This is a genomic window from Actinomyces sp. HMT 175, from assembly GCF_016694895.1.
Taxonomy (GTDB): domain Bacteria; phylum Actinomycetota; class Actinomycetes; order Actinomycetales; family Actinomycetaceae; genus Actinomyces; species Actinomyces oris.
Genome location: NZ_CP068012.1, coordinates 1542839 through 1560917 on the forward strand (window position 1 = coordinate 1542839; position 18079 = coordinate 1560917).

Here is an 18079-nt window from a genome sequence, read left to right on the forward strand (position 1 = left end):
CAGGCTCAGAACTGGATGTCGTCGAGGCTGGTGGGAGTCTCGCCGCCCTCGAGGGACACCGGGGCATCCAGCGAGATGTCGCTGAACATGTCAGCCTCCGCGGCTCGACGGGCCTCCTCGGCCTCGGCGCGGCGGGCTCGGGCCACGTCCCCGGGGATGACCTCGAGCTTGTCCTCGGCGATCTCACGCAGAGCGATGCCCAGGGACTTCTCGCCGACCTCGGAGTCGACCAGCGGACCGAAGAACTCGAACTGGTTGTCCTCGAGCTGCTGGGTGTAGGTGTTGATCTGGCGGGCGCGCTTGGCGGCCTCCACCACGAGCCCGTACTTGGAATCGACCTTCTCCAGAAGGTCGTCGATCGGCGGGTTGGTGATGCCCTCGGGCTGGGGAGAGGTTCCGAGCATGTGCATGCCTCCGGTTCAGTCTCGATAGTTCAGAGCCACGTTATTCTAACTGCCCAATCCCATGAGTCTCTCCAGCTCCGCGGTGGCGCTCGCCACGGTGTCGTTGATGACGACGTGGTCGAACTCGCCGGCCGCGTCCAGCTCGGTGCGGGCCGTGGCCAGGCGCCGTTCCTGCTCATGGGCATCCTCAGTACCGCGACCGACGAGCCTGCGGACGAGCTCCTCCCAGCTCGGCGGCGCGAGGAAGACGAGGCGGGCCTCAGGCATCGCCCGACGCACCTGCCGGGCACCGTCCAGGTCGATCTCCAACAGTGCGGGGCATCCGGCATCGAGCCGGTCCTGGACCGGGCCCCGGGGGGTGCCGTAACGATGCGCTCCGTGGACCAGTGCCCATTCCAGCATCTGGCCACTGGCGACGAGCGAGTCGAAGTCCTCATCGTTGACGAAGTGATAGTGCACGCCGTCGACCTCACCGGGACGAGGCCGACGGGTGGTGGCCGAGACCGAGATGAACAGGTCCGGATGGCGTCTGCGCAGCTCGGTGACGACAGTGCCCTTACCCACCGCCGTGGGGCCGGCCAGAACGGTCAGGCGGGCGAGAGCGGGAGCGGACGGGTCTGTGGCAGCAACGTCGGTCATGGCCACATCATGGCCTACCGGGACCCGTCGGCACGACCCAGCGTCTAAGCGGCCTTCCTAGCCGAAGCGCTCCACGAGTGCCGCCCGCTGGTTCGCTCCCAGCCCACGCACTCGCCGGGACTCGGCGATACGCACGTCAGCGAGGATGGCATCAGCTGTTGTGGTCCCCACGCGTGGCAGGGAGATGAGCAGTGCTCTGACCTTCATCTTGCCCAAGACATCATCCGTCTCTGAGGCGGTGAAGAACTCGGAGAGCTTGAGCTCCCCGCTCTTGAGCTCGGACTTGATACGGGCGCGATGCGATCGCGCCGCAGCAGCCTTCTCCAGTGCTTGAGCCCGTTGCTCGGGTGTCAGCGTCGGAAGCGTCATGGTGTGTGTCTCCTCCCGGTCGAATACCAGTGACCCGCACCACGAGCATAAGTCGGGCCAGGTGTACTCGCATTCGCAGGGGCCTATATTCCACCACCGACTTCGTGTTTCCGCACACATCCTCAATCCAAGGCGGGCTGCAGCACCTTCAGACTCAGCGCAGAGCTGTTGCGGCCTCATAGGCGGATGCCGACGCTGCTTTTCGCAGCTCGTCGATGGAGGGTCCTGCCTTGAGAACCCCTCGTGATGTGGAGGCCAGGACCTGACGGCGCGCCGTCCCGAAAACAGCCTCCAGCTCGGCCGGCCCAGCGCCTTGGGCGCCCACGCCCGGCGCCAGCAACGGACCATTGGCGCGCTGCAGGTCGATTCCCAGGTCACTCACGGCCCCACCGACGGTGGCGCCGATGACCAGCCCGATGCTGCCGAGCCTGCCTTCGCCACTGGCCTGGGCGTTGGAGGCGGTCACGCCCTCCACGATGCCGGCGGCCACGGCCTGGTCCCCGTTGACGGCGTGCTGGACGCCGACTCCTTCCGGATTGGAGGTCAGGGCCAGGACGAAAACGCCGCGTCCGTTGGCCTCGGCGAGGTTGAGTGCAGGTGTGAGGGACCCGTAGCCCAGGTAGGGCGAGACGGTGATGGCGTCGGCGGCTGTAGGAGCGTCATCGGACAAGTAGGCCTGAGCGTAGCCGGCCATCGTGGAACCGATGTCCCCGCGCTTGACGTCGAGAACGGACAAGGTGCCGAGGTCGCGTAGGGCCGCCAGGGTTTCCTCGAGGACCGCGATGCCGGCGCTGCCATGACGCTCGAAAAAAGCGGACTGGGGCTTGACGGCGGCCACGTGTCCACCAACCGCATCGATGGTCCGCAGGGCGAAGTCCCGCAGGCCTGCGGCCGAGTCGGCCAGGCCCCAGGCCTCGAGCAGGTTCGGGTGGGGGTCGATGCCGACGCACAGGGGCCCGTGGTCGTCCATGGCGTCGGCCAGGCGGGATCCGAAGGGGCGTCGACTGGTCTGGTGAGCGGCGGCGGAACTCATCTGGTCTCCTTGTCGTCAACGGGGGCCACGGGGTGGGACTCGGATACCGAGCCTCGCCGGGATCGGCGGGCGGCGATGTGCTCCTGGAGGCTGCGAACCTGGAAGGGGCCGCGCAGCTGGGCCTCGAGGGCCTGGACCGCTGCCTGGAGCTGTTGGACGGTGGTGATGATGGGACGGTCGGCACCGGTGGTGGCCGCGCGGATGGAGTAGCCGTCGGCGCGGGCCCCTTGGCCCTTGGGGGTGTTGACCACCATGTCGATGGCTCCGGACTCGATGAGCTCGGCGATCGTCTGCTCGCCGTGGTCACCAACGCCCTGGCTGATCTTGCGCACCGCCAAGGCGTCGATCCCGTTGCGGCGCAGCACCTGTGCGGTCCCGGTCGTGGCCAGGACCGTGAAGCCGAGCTCCGCGAGCCGAGCCACCGGCAGGATGATGGCTCGCTTGTCCCGGTCGGCCACCGAGACGAACAGCGTTCCCTCTCCTGGTAGACCACCGTAGGCACCGGCCTGGGACTTGGCGAAGGCCCGCGGGAAGTCGACGTCGTAGCCCATGACCTCGCCGGTGGAACGCATCTCCGGCCCCAGGATCGTGTCAACCACGCGGCCCTCGGTGGTACGGAACCGTTTGAAGGGCAGGACCGCCTCCTTGACGGCGATCGGGTCATCGGGATCGGTGACGGCGGCGTCGGCCTCGGGAAGGTGACCGGAGCGCCTGAGCGAGGCGATCGTCTCCCCCGTCATGATGAGGGCCGCCGCCTTGGCCAGTTGCACACCAGAGGCCTTCGAGACGAAGGGGACTGTGCGCGAGGCCCTGGGGTTGGCCTCGATGACGTAGAGAACGTCGGAGACCAGGGCGAACTGGATGTTGAGCAACCCTTGCACGCCCACACCTTTGGCGATCGCCTCAGTGGAGCGCCGGATGCGAGCGATCTCCGTGTCGGACAGGGTCATGGGCGGCATGACGCAGGCGGAGTCACCGGAGTGGATACCGGCCTCCTCGATATGCTCCATGACGCCGCCGAGGAACAGCTCACTGCCGTCGTACAGGGCGTCGACATCGATCTCGATGGCGTCGTCGAGAAAACGGTCGATGAGTAGTGGCCCGGTACCGTAGACGCCTCCGGGCTCAAGACCGGCGCGCTGGAGATAGTCGTCAAGACCCTGGGCGTCGTAGACGATCTCCATACCGCGGCCGCCGAGCACGTAGCTGGGGCGCACCAGGACCGGATAGCCGATGCCCTGGGCGACTGAGCGCGCCTGCTCGTCGCTCAGAGCGGTGCCGTGCGCTGGTGCGGGCAGGCCGGCACGCTGAAGAACGACCCCGAAGGCCTCACGGTCCTCGGCGGCGTCGATCGCCTCGGGACTTGTTCCCAGGATCGGTACCCCGGCCTTGGCCAGCCTGGCCGCCAAGGACAGCGGTGTCTGACCACCGAGCTGGACGATGACACCGGTCACGGGTCCGGCTGCCAGCTCGGCCTCGTAGATCTCGATGACGTCCTCGAAGGTCAGAGGCTCGAAGTAGAGCCGATCGGAGATGTCGTAGTCGGTGGAGACGGTCTCAGGGTTGCAGTTGACCATGACGGTCTCGTAGCGATCGGACAGGGCCATCGCGGCGTGAACACAGGAGTAGTCGAACTCAATGCCCTGGCCGATCCGGTTAGGCCCCGAGCCCAGGATGATGACGGCCTCACGCTCACGGGATGCCACCTCGGTCTCCAGGTCGTAGCTGGAGTAGAGGTAGGGGGTGCGTGAGGCGAACTCGGCGGCGCAGGTGTCAACGGTCTTGTAGACGGGCCGCAGGCCAAAGGCATGGCGGACCTCTCGCACCGTGTCCTCGCTGATGCCGCGCAGGGAGGCGACCTGGACGTCGGAGAAGCCGTGGCGCTTGGCCAGGGCCAGGACGTCCGCGGTGAGCGCGGGTGCGCCCTTGACCTCTTGGGCCACCTCCTCAAGAAGCAGCATCTGGTCCAGGAACCAGGGGTCGATGCGGGTGGCCTCGTGGAGCTGAGCAATGGTGGCTCCACCGCGCACGGCCTGCTGGAGGTCGACCAGCCGGTGCTCGGTGGGCACGGCGATGGACTCCAGCAGCTCAGCGGTCTGCTGCTGGCTGGGCGCCGGTCCGTCCCAGTGGAAGACGGTTCCCTTCTTGTCCAGAGAGCGCAAGGCCTTCTGGAGGGCTTCCGTATAGGAGCGACCGATCGCCATGGCCTCGCCGACCGATTTCATGGTGGTGGTGAGCCGGGGGTCAGCGCCCCGGAACTTCTCGAAGGCGAAGCGCGGCACCTTGACGACCACGTAGTCCAGGGTCGGTTCGAAGGAGGCCGGGGTGGAGCCGGTGATGTCATTGGGGATCTCGTCGAGCGTGTACCCCACGGCCAGGCGTGCGGCGATCTTGGCGATCGGGAAGCCGGTGGCCTTCGAGGCCAGGGCTGAGGACCGGGAGACGCGGGGGTTCATCTCGATGACGATGATCCTGCCGGTGGCCGGGTCGACGGCGAACTGGATGTTGCAGCCGCCGGTATCGACCCCGACCTCCCGGATGACGGCGATGCCGATGTCCCGCAGCCTCTGGAGCTCGCGGTCGGTGAGGGTCAGGGCCGGGGCGACCGTGATGGAGTCACCGGTGTGCACTCCCACGGGGTCGACGTTCTCGATGGAGCACACGACCACCACGTTGTCGGCGGTGTCGCGCATGAGCTCGAGCTCGTACTCCTTCCAGCCCAGGATCGACTCCTCCAGGAGGACCTCGGTGGTGCGGGAGGCCGCCAGACCCGCCCCGGCGATGCGATGCAGGTCCGAGTCATTGAAGGCGACACCGCTGCCCAGGCCGCCCATCGTGAAGGAGGGGCGCACGACGACCGGGTATCCGCCCAGGGCATCGACCCCGGCGCGGCACTCATCCATGGTGTGGGCGATGACGCTGCGGGCGACCTCGGCGCCACAACGCTCGACGACGTCCTTGAACTCGTCACGGTCCTCCCCGGCGTTGATGGCCGCGGCGGAGGCGCCGATGAGCTCGACGTCGTACTCATCGAGCACGCCCCGCTCGACCAGGCTCATGGCGGCGTTGAGGGCGGTCTGCCCGCCCAGGGTGGGCAGGAGGGCGTCGGGCCGTTCCTTGGCGATGATGGTGGTCAGCACCTCGGGGGTGATCGGCTCGATATAGGTGGCGTCGGCGACGTCGGGGTCGGTCATGATCGTGGCCGGGTTGGAGTTGACCAGGATGACGCGGATTCCCTCAGCGCGCAGGACGCGGCAGGCCTGGGTGCCGGAGTAGTCGAACTCGCAGGCCTGCCCGATGACGATGGGGCCCGATCCGATGACCAGGACGGAGCTGATATCAGGGCGAACAGGCATGTCAGTTCGTGTCCTCGCGGTCCTGGCCCCGGCGGTGCTCCCGCATGAGGCGGACAAATCGGTCGAAGAGGTGCTCGGCGTCATGGGGTCCAGCAGCGGCCTCGGGGTGGTACTGGACGGAGAAGGCCGGCAGGTCCAGCGCCCGTAGCCCTTCGACCACACCGTCATTGAGTCCCAGGTGGGAGACCTCCACCCGACCGTAGCGACCGTTGTCGAAGGGGGCTACAGAGGGCTCATCGATGGGGGCGTCGACGGCGAAGCCGTGGTTGTGGGCCGTGATCTCCACCTTGCCGGTGGCGCGGTCGACAACGGGCTGGTTGACGCCGCGGTGCCCGTAGGTGAGCTTGTAGGTGCCGTAGCCCAGGGCACGTCCCAAGAGCTGGTTGCCCAAGCAGATGCCGAAGAAGGGAATGCGCGCGTCGAGGACGCCACGCAGGAGCTCGATCTCGGCGTCGGCAGTCCCCGGGTCTCCAGGGCCGTTGGAGAACAGGACGCCATCGGGTCTGAGGGCAAGAATCTCGGACAGAGTCGTGGACTGGGGCAGGACGTGGACGCGTACGCCGCGCTCGGCGAACTGCCACGGGGTGCGGGACTTGATGCCCAGGTCGATGGCGACCAGCACCGCGACCGGCTCATGTCCCTTGGCCGGTCCGGTGGGCTCGACGACGTAGCCGGAGGGAGTGGTCACCTCAGCGGCCAGGGCGCGGCCGCTCATGGGCGGCTCACTGCGCACGGCCTCCAGGCAGATGTCGATGCAGGCCTGGCTGGGACCACCGGGGTCAGTGCCTCCGGCAGGCAGGGCGTCCCCGGAGAAGATGCCGCCACGCATCGCGCCCGCCTCGCGCAGATGCCGGGTCAGGGCCCGGGTGTCGACCTCGCAGAGGCCAACGATGCCGGCGTCACGCAGATCGTCCTCCAGCTCCCGATGGGAGCGCCAGCTGGAGGCCCGCCGAGCAGGCTCGCGTACGACGTAGCCGGCCACCCAGATACGGTCCGACTCGGCGTCCTCATCGTTGACCCCGGTGTTACCGATGTGTGGCGCGGTCTGCACGACGATCTGGCGGTGGTAGGAGGGATCGGTCAGTGTTTCCTGGTACCCGGTCATCCCGGTGGAGAAGACGATCTCTCCAATGGTGCGCCCTTGGGCCCCGTAGCTGCGGCCCCGCAGGGCCCAGCCGTCCTCCAGCACGAGGAGGGCGGCTGGGCGGTGGCTCAGCTCAGGCATGAGCCGAGCCGGCGGGAGCCTCAACGGGAGCGCCGTCGAGCACGGTGGGGCGGCCGTGGAGGAAGGTGGCCATGACCTGTCCCGGCAGCTCCATCCCGGCGTAGGGGGTGTTGGTGGAGCTGGTCCACTGGGCGGAGGCGTCGACGGTGCGGCGCACCTCGGGGTCGACCACAGTGATGTTGGCCGGGGCACCGACCTCGAGCTCGCAGCCCTGATCGCTCAGGCGGCCGATGCGGGCCGGGGTCGAGGACATGGCCCGGGCGATGTCGCGCCAGGACATGCGGCCGGTGGCGACCATCGTCTCGATCAGGACACTCAGTGCGGTCTCCAGGCCGGTCATGCCGAAGGCTCCGGCCTGCCACTCGCAGTCCTTGTCCTCCACGGGGTGCGGGGCGTGGTCGGTGCCGACGACGTCGATGGTGCCATCGGCCAGGGCCTCGCGAACCGCCTCGACGTCCTCGGCCGTGCGCAGCGGGGGGTTGACCTTGTACAGCGGGGAGTAAGTGCGGGCCATCTCATCGGTCAGCAGGAGGTGGTGCGGTGTGACCTCGGCGGTGACATTGATGCCGCGGGACTTGGCCCAGCGGATGATCCCGACGCTGCCGGCGGTGGACAGGTGGCACACGTGCAGACGCGAGCCGACGTGCTCGGCCAGCAGGACGTCGCGGGCGATGATCGACTCCTCGGCCACCGCCGGCCAGCCACGCAGTCCCAGCTCGGCGGAGACGACGCCCTCGTGCATCTGGGAGCCCTCGGTGAGGCGGGGGTCCTGAGCATGCTGGGCGATGACGCCGTCGAAGGACTTGACGTATTCCAGGGCCCGGCGCATGAGGACGGGGTCGGAGACGCACTTGCCGTCGTCGGAGAAGACCCGCACCCGGGCGGCGGAGGCCGCCATGGCACCCATGTCGGACAGGTGCTCGCCGGCCAGTCCCGCCGAGACGGCGCCCACCGGGTGGACATCCACCCAGCCTGCCTCACGGCCCAGCCGCAGCACCTGCTCCACGACTCCGGCGTTGTCCTGGACGGGCGTGGTGTTGGCCATCGCGAAAACGGCGGTGTAGCCGCCGACGGCTGCGGCGCGGGTACCGGAGTAGATGGTCTCGGCGGACTCCCCTCCGGGCTCGCGCAGGTGAGTGTGGATATCGACGAGCCCGGGCAGGGCGATGAGCCCGTCCAGGTCGTGGCGCTGGACATCGGCCGGGGCCTTCGCTGCGGCGTCAGGGCCAATGGCGGTGATAGTGCCGTCGGTGATGAGAATGTCGGTGGAGTCCTCGCCGTAGGGGCGGACACCGGTCAGGAGGTGGGAGGTCACAGCTGGTTCCCTTCGTCAGCGAGGAGGAGGTAGAGGGCGGCCATACGGACGGAGACTCCGTTGCCGACCTGCTCGATGATGCGCGAGCGGGGGTCGTCGGCGGCCTCGGCGGTGATCTCAAGGCCGCGGTTCATGGGGCCGGGGTGCATGACGATCGCGTGCTCCGGCATGGCCCGGCGACGGGCGGAGGTGAGGCCGTAGACGCTGGAGTACTCACCAGGGCTCGGGAAGAAGCCCCCTCCTGCGGCACTCATGCGCTCGCGCTGGACGCGCAGCATCATGACGGCGTCGGGCTGAATCTCCTCGATCGCCTCATCGAGGTTGTAGGAGACCTCGCAGGGCCAGTCGTCCATGCCGACGGGCAGTAGCGTGGGCGGTGCGACGAGCGTGACCTTGGCGCCGAGCGCCGTCATGAGGTCCACGTTGGAGCGGGCCACCCGGGAGTGCAGGACGTCACCGACGATGATGAGGCGGGCGCCCTCCAGGTCGCGCCCCTGCGGGCAGGGGCTGCCGTCCGCTGTGGCCGGCGCTCCGGGGACGTACCAGCGCCGCAGCGTCATGGCGTCCAGAAGGGCCTGGGTGGGGTGCTGGTGGGTGCCGTCACCGGCGTTGAGGACCGGCACGTTGATCCAGCCGGCGTGGGCCAGCAGGTGCGCGGCGCCGCAGGCGGAGTGGCGCACGACGACGGCGTCCGCCCCCATGGCCATGATCGTCTGAGCGGTGTCCTTGAGGGTCTCGCCCTTGGACAGTGAGGAGCCCTTGGCCGAGAAGTTGATGACGTCGGCGCTCAGACGCTTGGCGGCGGCCTCGAAGGAGAGCCTGGTGCGGGTGGAGTCCTCGAAGAAGAGGTTCACCACGGTCTTGCCTCGTAGCGTCGGGAGCTTCTTGACCGCATGACGCTGGGTGGCGGCCATCGCCTCGGCGGTGTCCAGAACCATGACCGCCTCGTCGTGGGTCAGGTCCTTAGCGGAGAGCAGGTGCTTCATCGGGTGGCCTCCTGGTTGCTGCGCTCACTCGAACGCTCAGTGGGGACGTCTGCAGGGACGATGGTGACGGCGTCGGTGGAGGCGCCGAGCTCGGTCAGGGAGACCACGACCTTCTCGGTGCGGGAGGTCGGCAGGTTCTTACCCACATAGTCGGCTCGGATGGGCAGCTCCCGGTGTCCGCGGTCCACGAGCGTGGCTAGCTGCACGGCCCGGGGGCGGCCGACGGCGCCCAGGGCGTCGAGGGCGGCCCGGATGGTGCGTCCGGAGTAGAGGACGTCGTCCACGAGGATGACGACCTTGCCGTCAATGCCTCCCTGGGGGATCTCCGTGGGACGGGGAACTCGGATGGGATGACGTCCCAGATCATCGCGGTACATGGTGATGTCCAGGGTGCCGACCGGGACCTTGGCGGCGGTCTGTGCCTGCCCCGCCTGCTTGGACCACTGCGTGCCTTCGCCCGAGGCGACGGCGAGCGCCTCGACGAGCCTGTGCGCAAGTGGCGCTCCCCCACTGGGGATCCCGAGGACGACGATGTCCTGCGTCCCGTGGTTGCGCTCCAGAATCTCGTGCGCGATACGGAACAGGGAACGGGCTATATCGGGAGGTCCGAGGATCTCCTTGCCCTGGATCGGTGCGCCAGAGGCGCCTGACAAACTTTCGGCCATTTCAGGCCTCCTTCCCCGCCTCTCTGGACGGACTTAAAGGATGTTGGTCGCCATCGAGTGTACGTCACCTCCGGCAGGATGTGCTCGCCCACACAGCACGACCTTCGGAGACGAAGGTCACGCCAACGGCTGCGGAACGGCTCAGCACCTGACTCCAGTGTCAGCGGGACGTGTTTCGCACCTACAAACTATCCGTAACAATGTTTAGTCTTAGCCCAATGCCCAGGCGTCGTCAGACGCTGACTGCGAGATCGTCACAACATGTCGAGAGCTTGAGAAGTGAGTGCCGGATCCATCTGAGCCCGATTGAGAGCTGAACGATGTCGCAGAGCAGGCACGGTCCGGTGTTGCTGCTGCGTCAGCGACTTCTTCTCAAGCAAGGAACGCTTTCATGATACTCCCCACTCGACGTTCGATCATCACCGGCCTCAGCGCCGGGGCAGGACTGGCCGCGGCCAGTCTCGCCTCCCCCTCGCAGGCAGCGGCTGCGGAGTCCTCCTACGACTTCAGCAGCGTCATCTTCAATGAGCAGTTCTCTGACGGATCGGACTTCTCCCCGTCACGGTGGCGGGACAACCGCTCGGAGCCCGAGTCCTGCGCCAGCTACGACTGGGGGGTGTTCACCCATGACACACACAGCGTCAGCAACGGTGTTGGGCACGTCCTGTGGCGCAAGCGCGCCACCCCCCTCAAGGGCTTCCAGAACCGCTTCGACAAGGAGCCGACCCTGCGCTACGTCGACCAGGCCTTTGTCACCACGCAGGGGCTGTTCTCCTTCGTCTACGGCTCCTTGGAGACCAGGGCACGTTTCCCCCAGTCGGCTGAGGGACTCTTCGCCGGCATCTGGTTGCGGGCGGACGACGACGACAACGGGGGCGAGATCGATGTCGTGGAGACCTACGGCGGCGGCAGCGCCGCCGGTATCGCCGAGTCGACTGTGCACTACGGCCAGGCGGGGGGCAAGGGAAGCAACCTGGGGGTCTCGCCGCGACCCGATCTCACCCAGTGGCACACCTACGGGATGGAGAAGACCCCCGAGAGCATTCTCTTCCTCTTCGACGGTCAGCCCTATCACGAGGTCTTGCGTTCAGCATCGCAGAAGGAGTTCGATGCCTGCTTCGGTGACGACGCCGCCTACCACATCTGCCTGACCACGCACAGCGGAAGCATCCACCGGGGACGGCTCAAGCACGAGGGATTCACGCAGGCCCAGGTGGATATTGACTACATCGTCGTACGGGCGATGGATGAGTAGCTGATACAGCGCCCGTTGTTCTCATTGGGCCCGGGAACAGATCATGCTGGCTGCGTTCCCGGGGCCTGAGACCCTCTGACCACCGGGTCCAGCGCCTTGCTCATACGGAGAAGAAACACGAGCCCCACTGCGATCAGAACCTCCACCAGGGCGCAAACGACAAGCAATGGTTCGAGAGCGGAGCCAGATAAGGACATCAAAGGCCAAACGACACAAACGATAAAGGTGGGAAGTCCCGCCACGATACTCGCGGCCAGCAGAGCCGACGTTGGCATCTTGGCCTCAATCCATCCGTCGGGCTGGACCTGAGGCGTCCGGGAATTCGCCCGAATACAGGCGATAAGACCGAGAATGAACGTCACGATCCACCCGAGGCCAACGACGAACGGGGCGACGATCGCCATGAGAAGGGCGAGGAACGTGAATTCCAGAGGCGGCAAGATGTAAGCGGCGAATACGGAGCTGGTGGCGATCACCTGGATACTCATGGTGATGAGCCCGATGATGCTGCCGGCGACTGAGACCTTGCGGGTCGCGGAGCGCTTGCGCTGAGCTTCCATCAAGACCGGGTCGATCGAGCCGAAGCCGGCAGCAGACGTCTGCCCCACCGGAGGGTTGTAGCGGCCGTAAGGAGCCGGCGTGGGAGCGTTCCGTGGGTGGCCGGCGCCCTGGATATGGGGGTCGTTGTTGGGATTCTGGGGAGGTAGGTGGCTCATGGGCTACTCCGGCATTGGCAAAGGGGATGGCCGCAGCCTAGGTCAACCGCGTCGGATAAGTGCAACTCAGGGCATAGGGAGCCCGCCCCATGCCGCGAGCCTCCTCGCACCCTGTACCAGCGCCCAGCATCCCACACTGATCGGCGTCGACAAGCATCTCGATGACACGTCGTCGCCCGAGTTCGCATCGCCGCTGCGAACAGATCATGCGGGCTGCCCTCCCGAGGCCTGAGATGCTCTGACCGCCGGGTCCAGTGCCTTGCTCATACGGAGAAGAAACACGAACGCCACGACGATCAGGACCTGGGTCAGGCCGCAGAACATGAGTAATGGCTCCAGGAAGCCATCGATGAAATCATCGGTGTAGTCGCGTGAGAGCGCCTCGTACAGGACCACGTACATGATGAGGGTGGGCAGTCCCGTCACGATGCTGGTGACCAGCAGCGCCAGCGTTGGTGTCTTGGCCTGGATCCATCCGTCCGGCTGAACCTGAGGCATACGGGAACGAGCCTGAATACAGGCGACCAGAGCCAGGATGAAGGTGGTGACCCATCCAAGGCCAACGGCCATCGGAGCGAGGACCACGATGAGAAGGGACATGAACAGCAAGAACTCGCCCTGCTGCCCCGTGTACCCGATGACGAGGAACATGGTGACGATGATGGCCATCTGGATCACCATGGTGATGAGCCCGATGATGCCGCTGGTGAGCGAGACCTTACGGGTCGCGGAGCGCTTGCGCTCGCACATGAGGACCGGGTTGTTCCAGACGAATCCAGGAACCGGGTTCAGTCCCATTGGAGGGTAGGGGCCGTGAGGAACAGGCGTGGGTGCGTTCCACGGATGGCCTCCGGGCGCTGCTGGAGACGGCGGGAGGCCTCCGAAGGGATGGGGCCCGGTGGGGTAGGGCATTCCCGATCCCGCCCAGGGGTAGCCGGCCACGTGGGGGCCGGACAGTACTGCTACAGGGTTGTCGACACCGCCTACCCCATCCTGCGATGCGCCGACGCCCTTGATGTAGGGGTAGTCGTTGGGATCCTGGGGAGGTAGCTGACTCACGGAGCACTCCAGCATCGGCAGAGGGGGCGGCCTCAGCCTAGGCCACCGATGCAGGACGGACGCAACTCACGGCATAGGGAGTCATCCCCATGCCGTGAGCCCCTGCGCGCCGTGATTCAGCGCAACGTGTCCGCAAGGTCTCCGATACGCCCCAGAAGTCCACCGAGGTACCTGGGTGACTCGTCGGTGGAGAGCATCCGGCTCAGCGTCATGGCCTCATCCACGGCGACGGGCGCATCCACCTCGTCGTTGTAGACGATCTCCCAGGTGGCGACTCGAGCAATGGCGCGGTCGACGGCCGGCATCCGCCCCAGGGTCCACCCCTGGGCGTAGGTCTGGATCGTCTCGTCGACGTCGCCCAGGTGATCGCACAGACCGTCGAGGATCTCCCGCGTGTAGGCGGGAGCCTCGGTGTGGTTGGCCGAGCTGACGGCGCGCAGCTGCGCGAAGGAACGCAGCTCCTCGGAGCCCTCGGAGCTCAGCATCCCGCGCTGATCGGCCTCGAAGAGGATCTCGATGGCACGCCGGCGCGCCTTGGTGCGGGCGGTGACCGGGTGGCGCGATGCGGGGCTCGAGTGGCTCGAGACCTCCTCGGGATGCTCGGTCATCAGTCGTTGACGCGGGAGATGTAGGAGCCGGAGCGGGTGTCCACCTTGACCTTGTCACCGGTGTTGAGGAACAGCGGGACCTGGATCTCAGCACCGGTCTCGACCGTGGCGGGCTTGGTACCGGCGCTGGAGCGGTCGCCCTGCAGGCCCGGCTCGGTGTGGGAGATCGTCAGGACCACGGAGGCCGGCAGCTCGACGAACAGCACCGAGTCCTCGTGGAAGGCCACGATGACCTCCTGGTTCTCCAGCATGAAGGTGGCGGCCTCGCCGACGGTGGCTGAGGGGACGTAGGTCTGCTCGTAGGACTTGACGTCCATGAAGACGTAGTCGTCGCCGTCCTTGTAGAGGTACTGCATGTCACGCCGGTCGACAGTGGCGGTCTCGACCTTGAGGCCGGCGTTGAAGGTCTTGTCAACGGTCTTGCCGGACAGGACGTTCTTGATCTTGGTACGCACGAAGGCGGGGCCCTTGCCGGGCTTGACGTGCTGGAACTCCACTACCTGCCACAGCTGGCCCTCAAGGTTGAGCACCATGCCGTTCTTCAGGTCGTTCGTCGTGGCCACGAGGGTTTCCTCACTGTTGCATTGCATCTGGGACGCGCTGATCCTACCGCGAGGCACTGCGCTCCCCCGGCGACGGGCGTGTCGCACCGATCACGAGTGGCGGGACAAATCAGCTCCGACGGCACTCATGACCTTCTCGCAGGCCTCGTCTGGGGTCGTTGAGGTGGTGTCGATGACGACGTCGGCCAGGTCCTGGCACCGGGCCTGACGCTCGTGGAGCATCTGGACGAACTGGTGGTGGATGGTTCCCAGGGCCACGGACCGCGGTGCGTCGAGACCGTTACGGGTGGCCAGGACCCGGGTGGCGCACGTCAGGGACACGACATGGTGAGTTCCCCGATTGGCGAGCCCGAGGCGCTCAAGGCCCTGACGCACTCCAGTGGCCTCCAGGCAGCCCGATCCCAGGGCGACGACGAGGCCCCCGGTCTCGGCCCGCTCCAGGAGTCGTTCAGCGGTGCCGGCCTCGATGCGGCGGTACTCGGTCTCCGGCACCGCGACGAGTGCCAGGTCGGGGCGGGTGCCCAGCTCGTCGGCGACGAGCCGGCCCAGATCGAGCACGGTCAGGCCCTGGGCACTCCCAATGGCACGGGCCACGCTGGAGCACCCGGCACCCGGCGGGCCGATGAGGATGAGGGAGCCCGGTACCGTGGCGCTCAACCGAGGTCCCCTTCTGGCCGGTCGGACCCACCGGTGACGGCCTCATGAGCTGCTAGGAGAACGCTCTCCGCCGGCGCCTGAGCCCGCACGGGTCTGGCAATGTCGTCGAGCAGGATGAGGCGCAGCCGGCCACCGCGCACCTTCTTGTCGCTCATCATGGCCTCCTTGAGCTCCTCCCAGCGCCCCTCCCCCTCGGGGAAGCGGGTCGGCAGACCGACCGATTCCAGGCTCTGACGGTGCAGGGCGAGTGCGTCACTGCTCAGACTGCCGTTGCGGTGGGCGATCTCGGCGGCGAAGACGCATCCGACGGCGACCGCCTCTCCGTGACGCCAGGAGTAGTCGGTGACCTTCTCGATCGCGTGGGCGTAGGTGTGCCCGTAGTTGAGAACCTCCCGCAGGCCGGCTTCGGTGAGATCCTCCCCCACGACGGCGGCCTTGACCGCGATGGACCGGGCGACCAGGTCGGCCAGCACTGGCGAGTCCCAGGTCAAGCAGTCGGCGGGATCGGCCAGGACCCGGTCGAGAATGACCGAGTCGGCGATCAGGCCGCACTTGATGACCTCTCCGAGTCCGGCCCGCAGCTCAGCGGCCGGCAGAGTGGAGAGCATCTCCAGGTCGGCGATGACGGCGGCCGGCGGGTGGAAGGCACCCACCAGGTTCTTGCCTGCCGGCGTGTCGATTCCCGTCTTACCGCCCACGGCGGCGTCCACCATGGCCAGAAGCGTGGTGGGCACCTGAACCACGGGAACGCCTCGCAGCCAGGTGGCGGCCGCGAAACCGGCCAGGTCCGTCGTCGCTCCGCCACCGAGTCCGACGACGAGCCCGTCACGGCCCAGGCGGAAGGAGCCGAGCCGCTCCCACAGGTACTCCGCGACGCGCGCCTTCTTGGCTGCTTCCCCATCGGGGACCTCGAGGCGCAGGACGCGCAGCCCCTCGGCGGTCAGCGCCGCCTCGGCAGCGCGGGCGCGGTCGGCCAGCGCCTTGGCGTGGATGACGGCGACGCCACCCGCACCTGCTCCGGGGACGTCCTGCACGATGCGGGGCAGCTCGGCCAGGATCCCGTGGCCGATGAGGACGTCGTAGGGGCTCGGGCCGCCGACGGAGACCCTCCGTGCGCCGCTGCTGCCCTCGCTGGTTGCCACGGGCCGGACGCGCCGTGGCGAGGCGTCGGCCCCGTCCGGGGCAGCGGGCGAGTCTGTCTGCGTCTCGGCCATGGGAGCCAGGACACTGACTGCCTGAGAGGTCTGGACCCCCAGGGCCACCAGGATGAGAGCGGCGACCTGCTGGGGACTGAGCCCATCAGTGGGCACGGTCAGCGTGGCGACCTCGGAGTACAGCGGCGAGCGCTGAGCATGGAGGGCCTCCATCCGCGCCAGGACGCCCGCGTGCTCGCCCTGCTCCTCACAGCGCTGCTGAGCGGCACGGGCCTGGTCCGAGTCCGCGTCCGGGGCCATGACCGGGCGCCCGGCCCCGTCCCCCACGTGCTTGGCCGCAGTGCTCGGAGAGGCGGACAGGTAGATGACCGTGTGACCGCGCAGCAGGTCTCGGTTCTCAGGGCGCAGCACCGCTCCCCCGCCCAGGGCGATGACACCCTGAGCGGCCGCCGGCGAGTCCAGGACTGCCCGCATGGCCCGGTGCTCGCGGTCGCGGAAGCTCTCCTCCCCCTCGGCGGCGAAGATCTCTGGGATCGTCATGCGGGCGCGCCGGCGGATCTCAGCGTCGGTGTCAGTGACCTGGACGCCCAGGGCCTGGGCCAGGAGCCGGGCCTGAGTGGTCTTGCCCGCGCCGGGCAGCCCCACCAGAACCAGGGGCAGCTGGTCGTCGCGCAGAGCGATGGTCGGAACACGCTTCCAGGTCATGATCGTGATTCCCTCTCCGTCGAGATCGCTGTGGGTGCTACCAGTATCGCCCGAGCAGACCGACTTGCCACAAGATTCACCGCTCGGTTCGCCACTGCGTCCGTTCAGCGATGCGGTCCAGGTAGGAACGCAGGTTTCGTCCGGCCTCATCGACCGAGTCTCCTCCGGTCTTGTCCAGCAGAAGATCGGCCAGAACCAGGGCGGTCATGGCCTGTGCAATGACCGCTCCGGGGACGACGGCGCACACGTCTGAGCGCTGGTGGAGCCCGATGGCGGGCTCGCCCGTGGCCAGGTCGACGGTGCGCAGGGCCCTGGGCACCGTGGAGATCGGCTTGAAGGCGGCCCGTACCCGCACGTCGGAGCCGTTGGAGATACCGCCCTCGATGCCGCCGGCGCGGTTGGTGGACCGTGTGAGTGTTCCGCAGTCCACTGAGACGATCTCGTCGTGAGCCGCTGAGCCCCGCCGGGCAGCCTCGGTGAAGCCGTCACCGATCTCCACGCCTTTGACGGCCTGAATCCCCATGAGAGCGGCCGCCAGGCGCGCGTCGAGGCGGCGGTCGGCGCTGACGTGGGTGCCCAGTCCCACCGGGACACCGGTGGCGATGACCTCGACGACGCCCCCGAGCGTGTCGCCGTCCTTCCTGGTGGCGTCGATCTCGGCGACCATGGCGGCACTGGTGGCCGGATCCGTGCAGCGCACGGGATCGGCGTCCAGTCGCTCGGAGTCCTCAGCTCTCGGCGGGGGTACGTCATCGGGCAGGGCGACCGATCCGATCCGCACGACGTGGCTGACCAGCCCGACACCGGCGACCTGCTCCAGGATGGCCTCGGCCACGGCCCCCAGCGCCACACGGGCGGCGGTCTCGCGGGCTGAGGCCCGTTCCAGGACCGGGCGGGCCTCAGGAAGGTCGTACTTGAGCATCCCCGGCAGGTCCGCGTGCCCGGGCCTGGGGCGGGTCAGCGGGCGGTTACGGGCGATCTCGCGCTCGTCACCGGTGCCGGCGTCGATGAGCAGGTCGTTGGGGTCCACGGGGTCGGCGCTCATGACCGTGGACCACTTGGGCCACTCGGAGTTGCCGATCTGCAGGGCGATGGGGCTGCCGATGGTGCTCCCGTGGCGGATGCCCCCTAGTACCCGCAGCTCGTCGCGCTCGAAGGCCTGGCGGGCACCACGCCCGTGCCCCAGTCGCCGCCGGGCAAGTGCCGCCCGGATGTCCTCACTGGTGATCCGCACACCCGCGGGCACACCTTCCAGCACCGCGGTCAGAGCCTCGCCGTGGGACTCCCCGGCCGTCATCCATCGAAGCATGGGGTAGATACTCTCACACGCCGATGCCGCTACCTGCCTCGCCCGACCTGGAACGTTGATG

At 67.7% G+C, this 18079-nt stretch carries 17 protein-coding genes; 1 reads left to right on the forward strand and 16 read right to left on the reverse strand.

Annotated features, from left to right (window positions below; genetic code table 11):
- Window positions 1-5 precede the first annotated feature (5 nt).
- The 9 genes from rpoZ to pyrR form a co-directional block, all read right to left on the reverse strand.
- A complete protein-coding gene (rpoZ, locus tag JJJ14_RS06585) occupies window positions 6-404 on the reverse strand; it encodes a DNA-directed RNA polymerase subunit omega (RefSeq protein ID WP_009405492.1) in 399 nt (132 codons plus the stop codon).
- 45 nt (window positions 405-449) lie between these two features.
- Window positions 450-1043 (reverse strand): guanylate kinase, encoded by a 594-nt coding sequence (gene gmk, locus JJJ14_RS06590; RefSeq protein ID WP_201443647.1) that lies wholly within the window; start codon window positions 1041-1043, stop codon window positions 450-452.
- Window positions 1044-1100: 57 nt separating this feature from the next.
- Window positions 1101-1412, reverse strand: coding sequence for an integration host factor, actinobacterial type (gene mihF / locus JJJ14_RS06595; RefSeq protein WP_101558155.1), 312 nt, complete (start codon window positions 1410-1412; stop codon window positions 1101-1103).
- 154 nt (window positions 1413-1566) lie between these two features.
- Window positions 1567-2445, reverse strand: a complete 879-nt coding sequence (gene pyrF / locus JJJ14_RS06600; protein WP_201443648.1) for an orotidine-5'-phosphate decarboxylase — start codon at window positions 2443-2445, stop codon at window positions 1567-1569.
- Window positions 2442-5801 carry a carbamoyl-phosphate synthase large subunit gene (carB, locus tag JJJ14_RS06605; protein WP_201443649.1) on the reverse strand — a complete coding sequence of 1120 codons (3360 nt, stop codon included), beginning with the start codon at window positions 5799-5801 and terminating at the stop codon, window positions 2442-2444. Before carB ends, pyrF begins: the two co-directional genes overlap by 4 nt.
- A 1-nt stretch (window position 5802) precedes the next feature.
- The gene (gene carA, locus JJJ14_RS06610; protein WP_201443650.1) at window positions 5803-7026 is read right to left on the reverse strand and encodes a glutamine-hydrolyzing carbamoyl-phosphate synthase small subunit; all 1224 of its coding nucleotides are present in this window, start codon (window positions 7024-7026) and stop codon (window positions 5803-5805) included.
- The gene (locus JJJ14_RS06615; RefSeq protein WP_201443651.1) at window positions 7019-8341 is read right to left on the reverse strand and encodes a dihydroorotase; all 1323 of its coding nucleotides are present in this window, start codon (window positions 8339-8341) and stop codon (window positions 7019-7021) included. The genes carA and JJJ14_RS06615 overlap by 8 nt, the downstream gene beginning before the upstream one ends.
- Window positions 8338-9327 (reverse strand): aspartate carbamoyltransferase catalytic subunit, encoded by a 990-nt coding sequence (locus JJJ14_RS06620; RefSeq protein ID WP_201443652.1) that lies wholly within the window; start codon window positions 9325-9327, stop codon window positions 8338-8340. Before JJJ14_RS06620 ends, JJJ14_RS06615 begins: the two co-directional genes overlap by 4 nt.
- Window positions 9324-9992, reverse strand: a complete 669-nt coding sequence (pyrR, locus tag JJJ14_RS06625; protein ID WP_201443653.1) for a bifunctional pyr operon transcriptional regulator/uracil phosphoribosyltransferase PyrR — start codon at window positions 9990-9992, stop codon at window positions 9324-9326. Before pyrR ends, JJJ14_RS06620 begins: the two co-directional genes overlap by 4 nt.
- A 391-nt stretch (window positions 9993-10383) precedes the next feature.
- On the opposite strand from pyrR, the gene JJJ14_RS06630 reads away from it, so the two are divergent.
- Window positions 10384-11247: a glycoside hydrolase family 16 protein gene (locus JJJ14_RS06630; protein WP_201443654.1), complete on the forward strand. Its 864-nt coding sequence runs from the start codon at window positions 10384-10386 to the stop codon at window positions 11245-11247.
- Window positions 11248-11288: 41 nt separating this feature from the next.
- Here JJJ14_RS06630 and JJJ14_RS06635 read toward each other — a convergent pair whose 3' ends face one another.
- The 7 genes from JJJ14_RS06635 to aroC form a co-directional block, all read right to left on the reverse strand.
- Window positions 11289-11855, reverse strand: coding sequence for a hypothetical protein (locus tag JJJ14_RS06635; protein ID WP_201443655.1), 567 nt, complete (start codon window positions 11853-11855; stop codon window positions 11289-11291).
- 312 nt (window positions 11856-12167) lie between these two features.
- Window positions 12168-13022 (reverse strand): hypothetical protein, encoded by an 855-nt coding sequence (locus JJJ14_RS06640; protein WP_236592761.1) that lies wholly within the window; start codon window positions 13020-13022, stop codon window positions 12168-12170.
- Between the two features lie 116 nt (window positions 13023-13138).
- Window positions 13139-13630 (reverse strand): transcription antitermination factor NusB, encoded by a 492-nt coding sequence (gene nusB, locus JJJ14_RS06645; protein ID WP_070510749.1) that lies wholly within the window; start codon window positions 13628-13630, stop codon window positions 13139-13141.
- Window positions 13630-14193, reverse strand: a complete 564-nt coding sequence (efp, locus tag JJJ14_RS06650) for an elongation factor P (RefSeq protein WP_009405746.1) — start codon at window positions 14191-14193, stop codon at window positions 13630-13632. Before efp ends, nusB begins: the two co-directional genes overlap by 1 nt.
- 90 nt (window positions 14194-14283) lie before the next feature.
- The gene (locus JJJ14_RS06655) at window positions 14284-14850 is read right to left on the reverse strand and encodes a shikimate kinase (RefSeq protein WP_101558145.1); all 567 of its coding nucleotides are present in this window, start codon (window positions 14848-14850) and stop codon (window positions 14284-14286) included.
- A complete protein-coding gene (aroB, locus tag JJJ14_RS06660; protein ID WP_201443657.1) occupies window positions 14847-16709 on the reverse strand; it encodes a 3-dehydroquinate synthase in 1863 nt (620 codons plus the stop codon). The genes JJJ14_RS06655 and aroB overlap by 4 nt, the downstream gene beginning before the upstream one ends.
- A gap of 76 nt (window positions 16710-16785) precedes the next feature.
- Window positions 16786-18018, reverse strand: a complete 1233-nt coding sequence (aroC, locus tag JJJ14_RS06665; RefSeq protein WP_201443658.1) for a chorismate synthase — start codon at window positions 18016-18018, stop codon at window positions 16786-16788.
- Between the last annotated feature and the right edge of the window lie 61 nt (window positions 18019-18079).

Bases quoted from the DNA above. Each gene is read 5' to 3' on its own strand.
- rpoZ (WP_009405492.1), bottom strand. From the start codon at position 404: ATGCTCGGAACCTCTCCCCAGCCCGAGGGCATCACCAACCCGCCGATC.
- gmk (WP_201443647.1), bottom strand. From the start codon at position 1,043: ATGACCGACGTTGCTGCCACAGACCCGTCCGCTCCCGCTCTCGCCCGC.
- mihF (WP_101558155.1), bottom strand. From the start codon at position 1,412: ATGACGCTTCCGACGCTGACACCCGAGCAACGGGCTCAAGCACTGGAG.
- pyrF (WP_201443648.1), bottom strand. From the start codon at position 2,445: ATGAGTTCCGCCGCCGCTCACCAGACCAGTCGACGCCCCTTCGGATCC.
- carB (WP_201443649.1), bottom strand. From the start codon at position 5,801: ATGCCTGTTCGCCCTGATATCAGCTCCGTCCTGGTCATCGGATCGGGC.
- carA (WP_201443650.1), bottom strand. From the start codon at position 7,026: ATGCCTGAGCTGAGCCACCGCCCAGCCGCCCTCCTCGTGCTGGAGGAC.
- JJJ14_RS06620 (WP_201443652.1), bottom strand. From the start codon at position 9,327: ATGAAGCACCTGCTCTCCGCTAAGGACCTGACCCACGACGAGGCGGTC.
- pyrR (WP_201443653.1), bottom strand. From the start codon at position 9,992: ATGGCCGAAAGTTTGTCAGGCGCCTCTGGCGCACCGATCCAGGGCAAG.
- JJJ14_RS06630 (WP_201443654.1), top strand. From the start codon at position 10,384: ATGATACTCCCCACTCGACGTTCGATCATCACCGGCCTCAGCGCCGGG.
- nusB (WP_070510749.1), bottom strand. From the start codon at position 13,630: ATGACCGAGCATCCCGAGGAGGTCTCGAGCCACTCGAGCCCCGCATCG.
- aroB (WP_201443657.1), bottom strand. From the start codon at position 16,709: ATGACCTGGAAGCGTGTTCCGACCATCGCTCTGCGCGACGACCAGCTG.
- aroC (WP_201443658.1), bottom strand. From the start codon at position 18,018: ATGCTTCGATGGATGACGGCCGGGGAGTCCCACGGCGAGGCTCTGACC.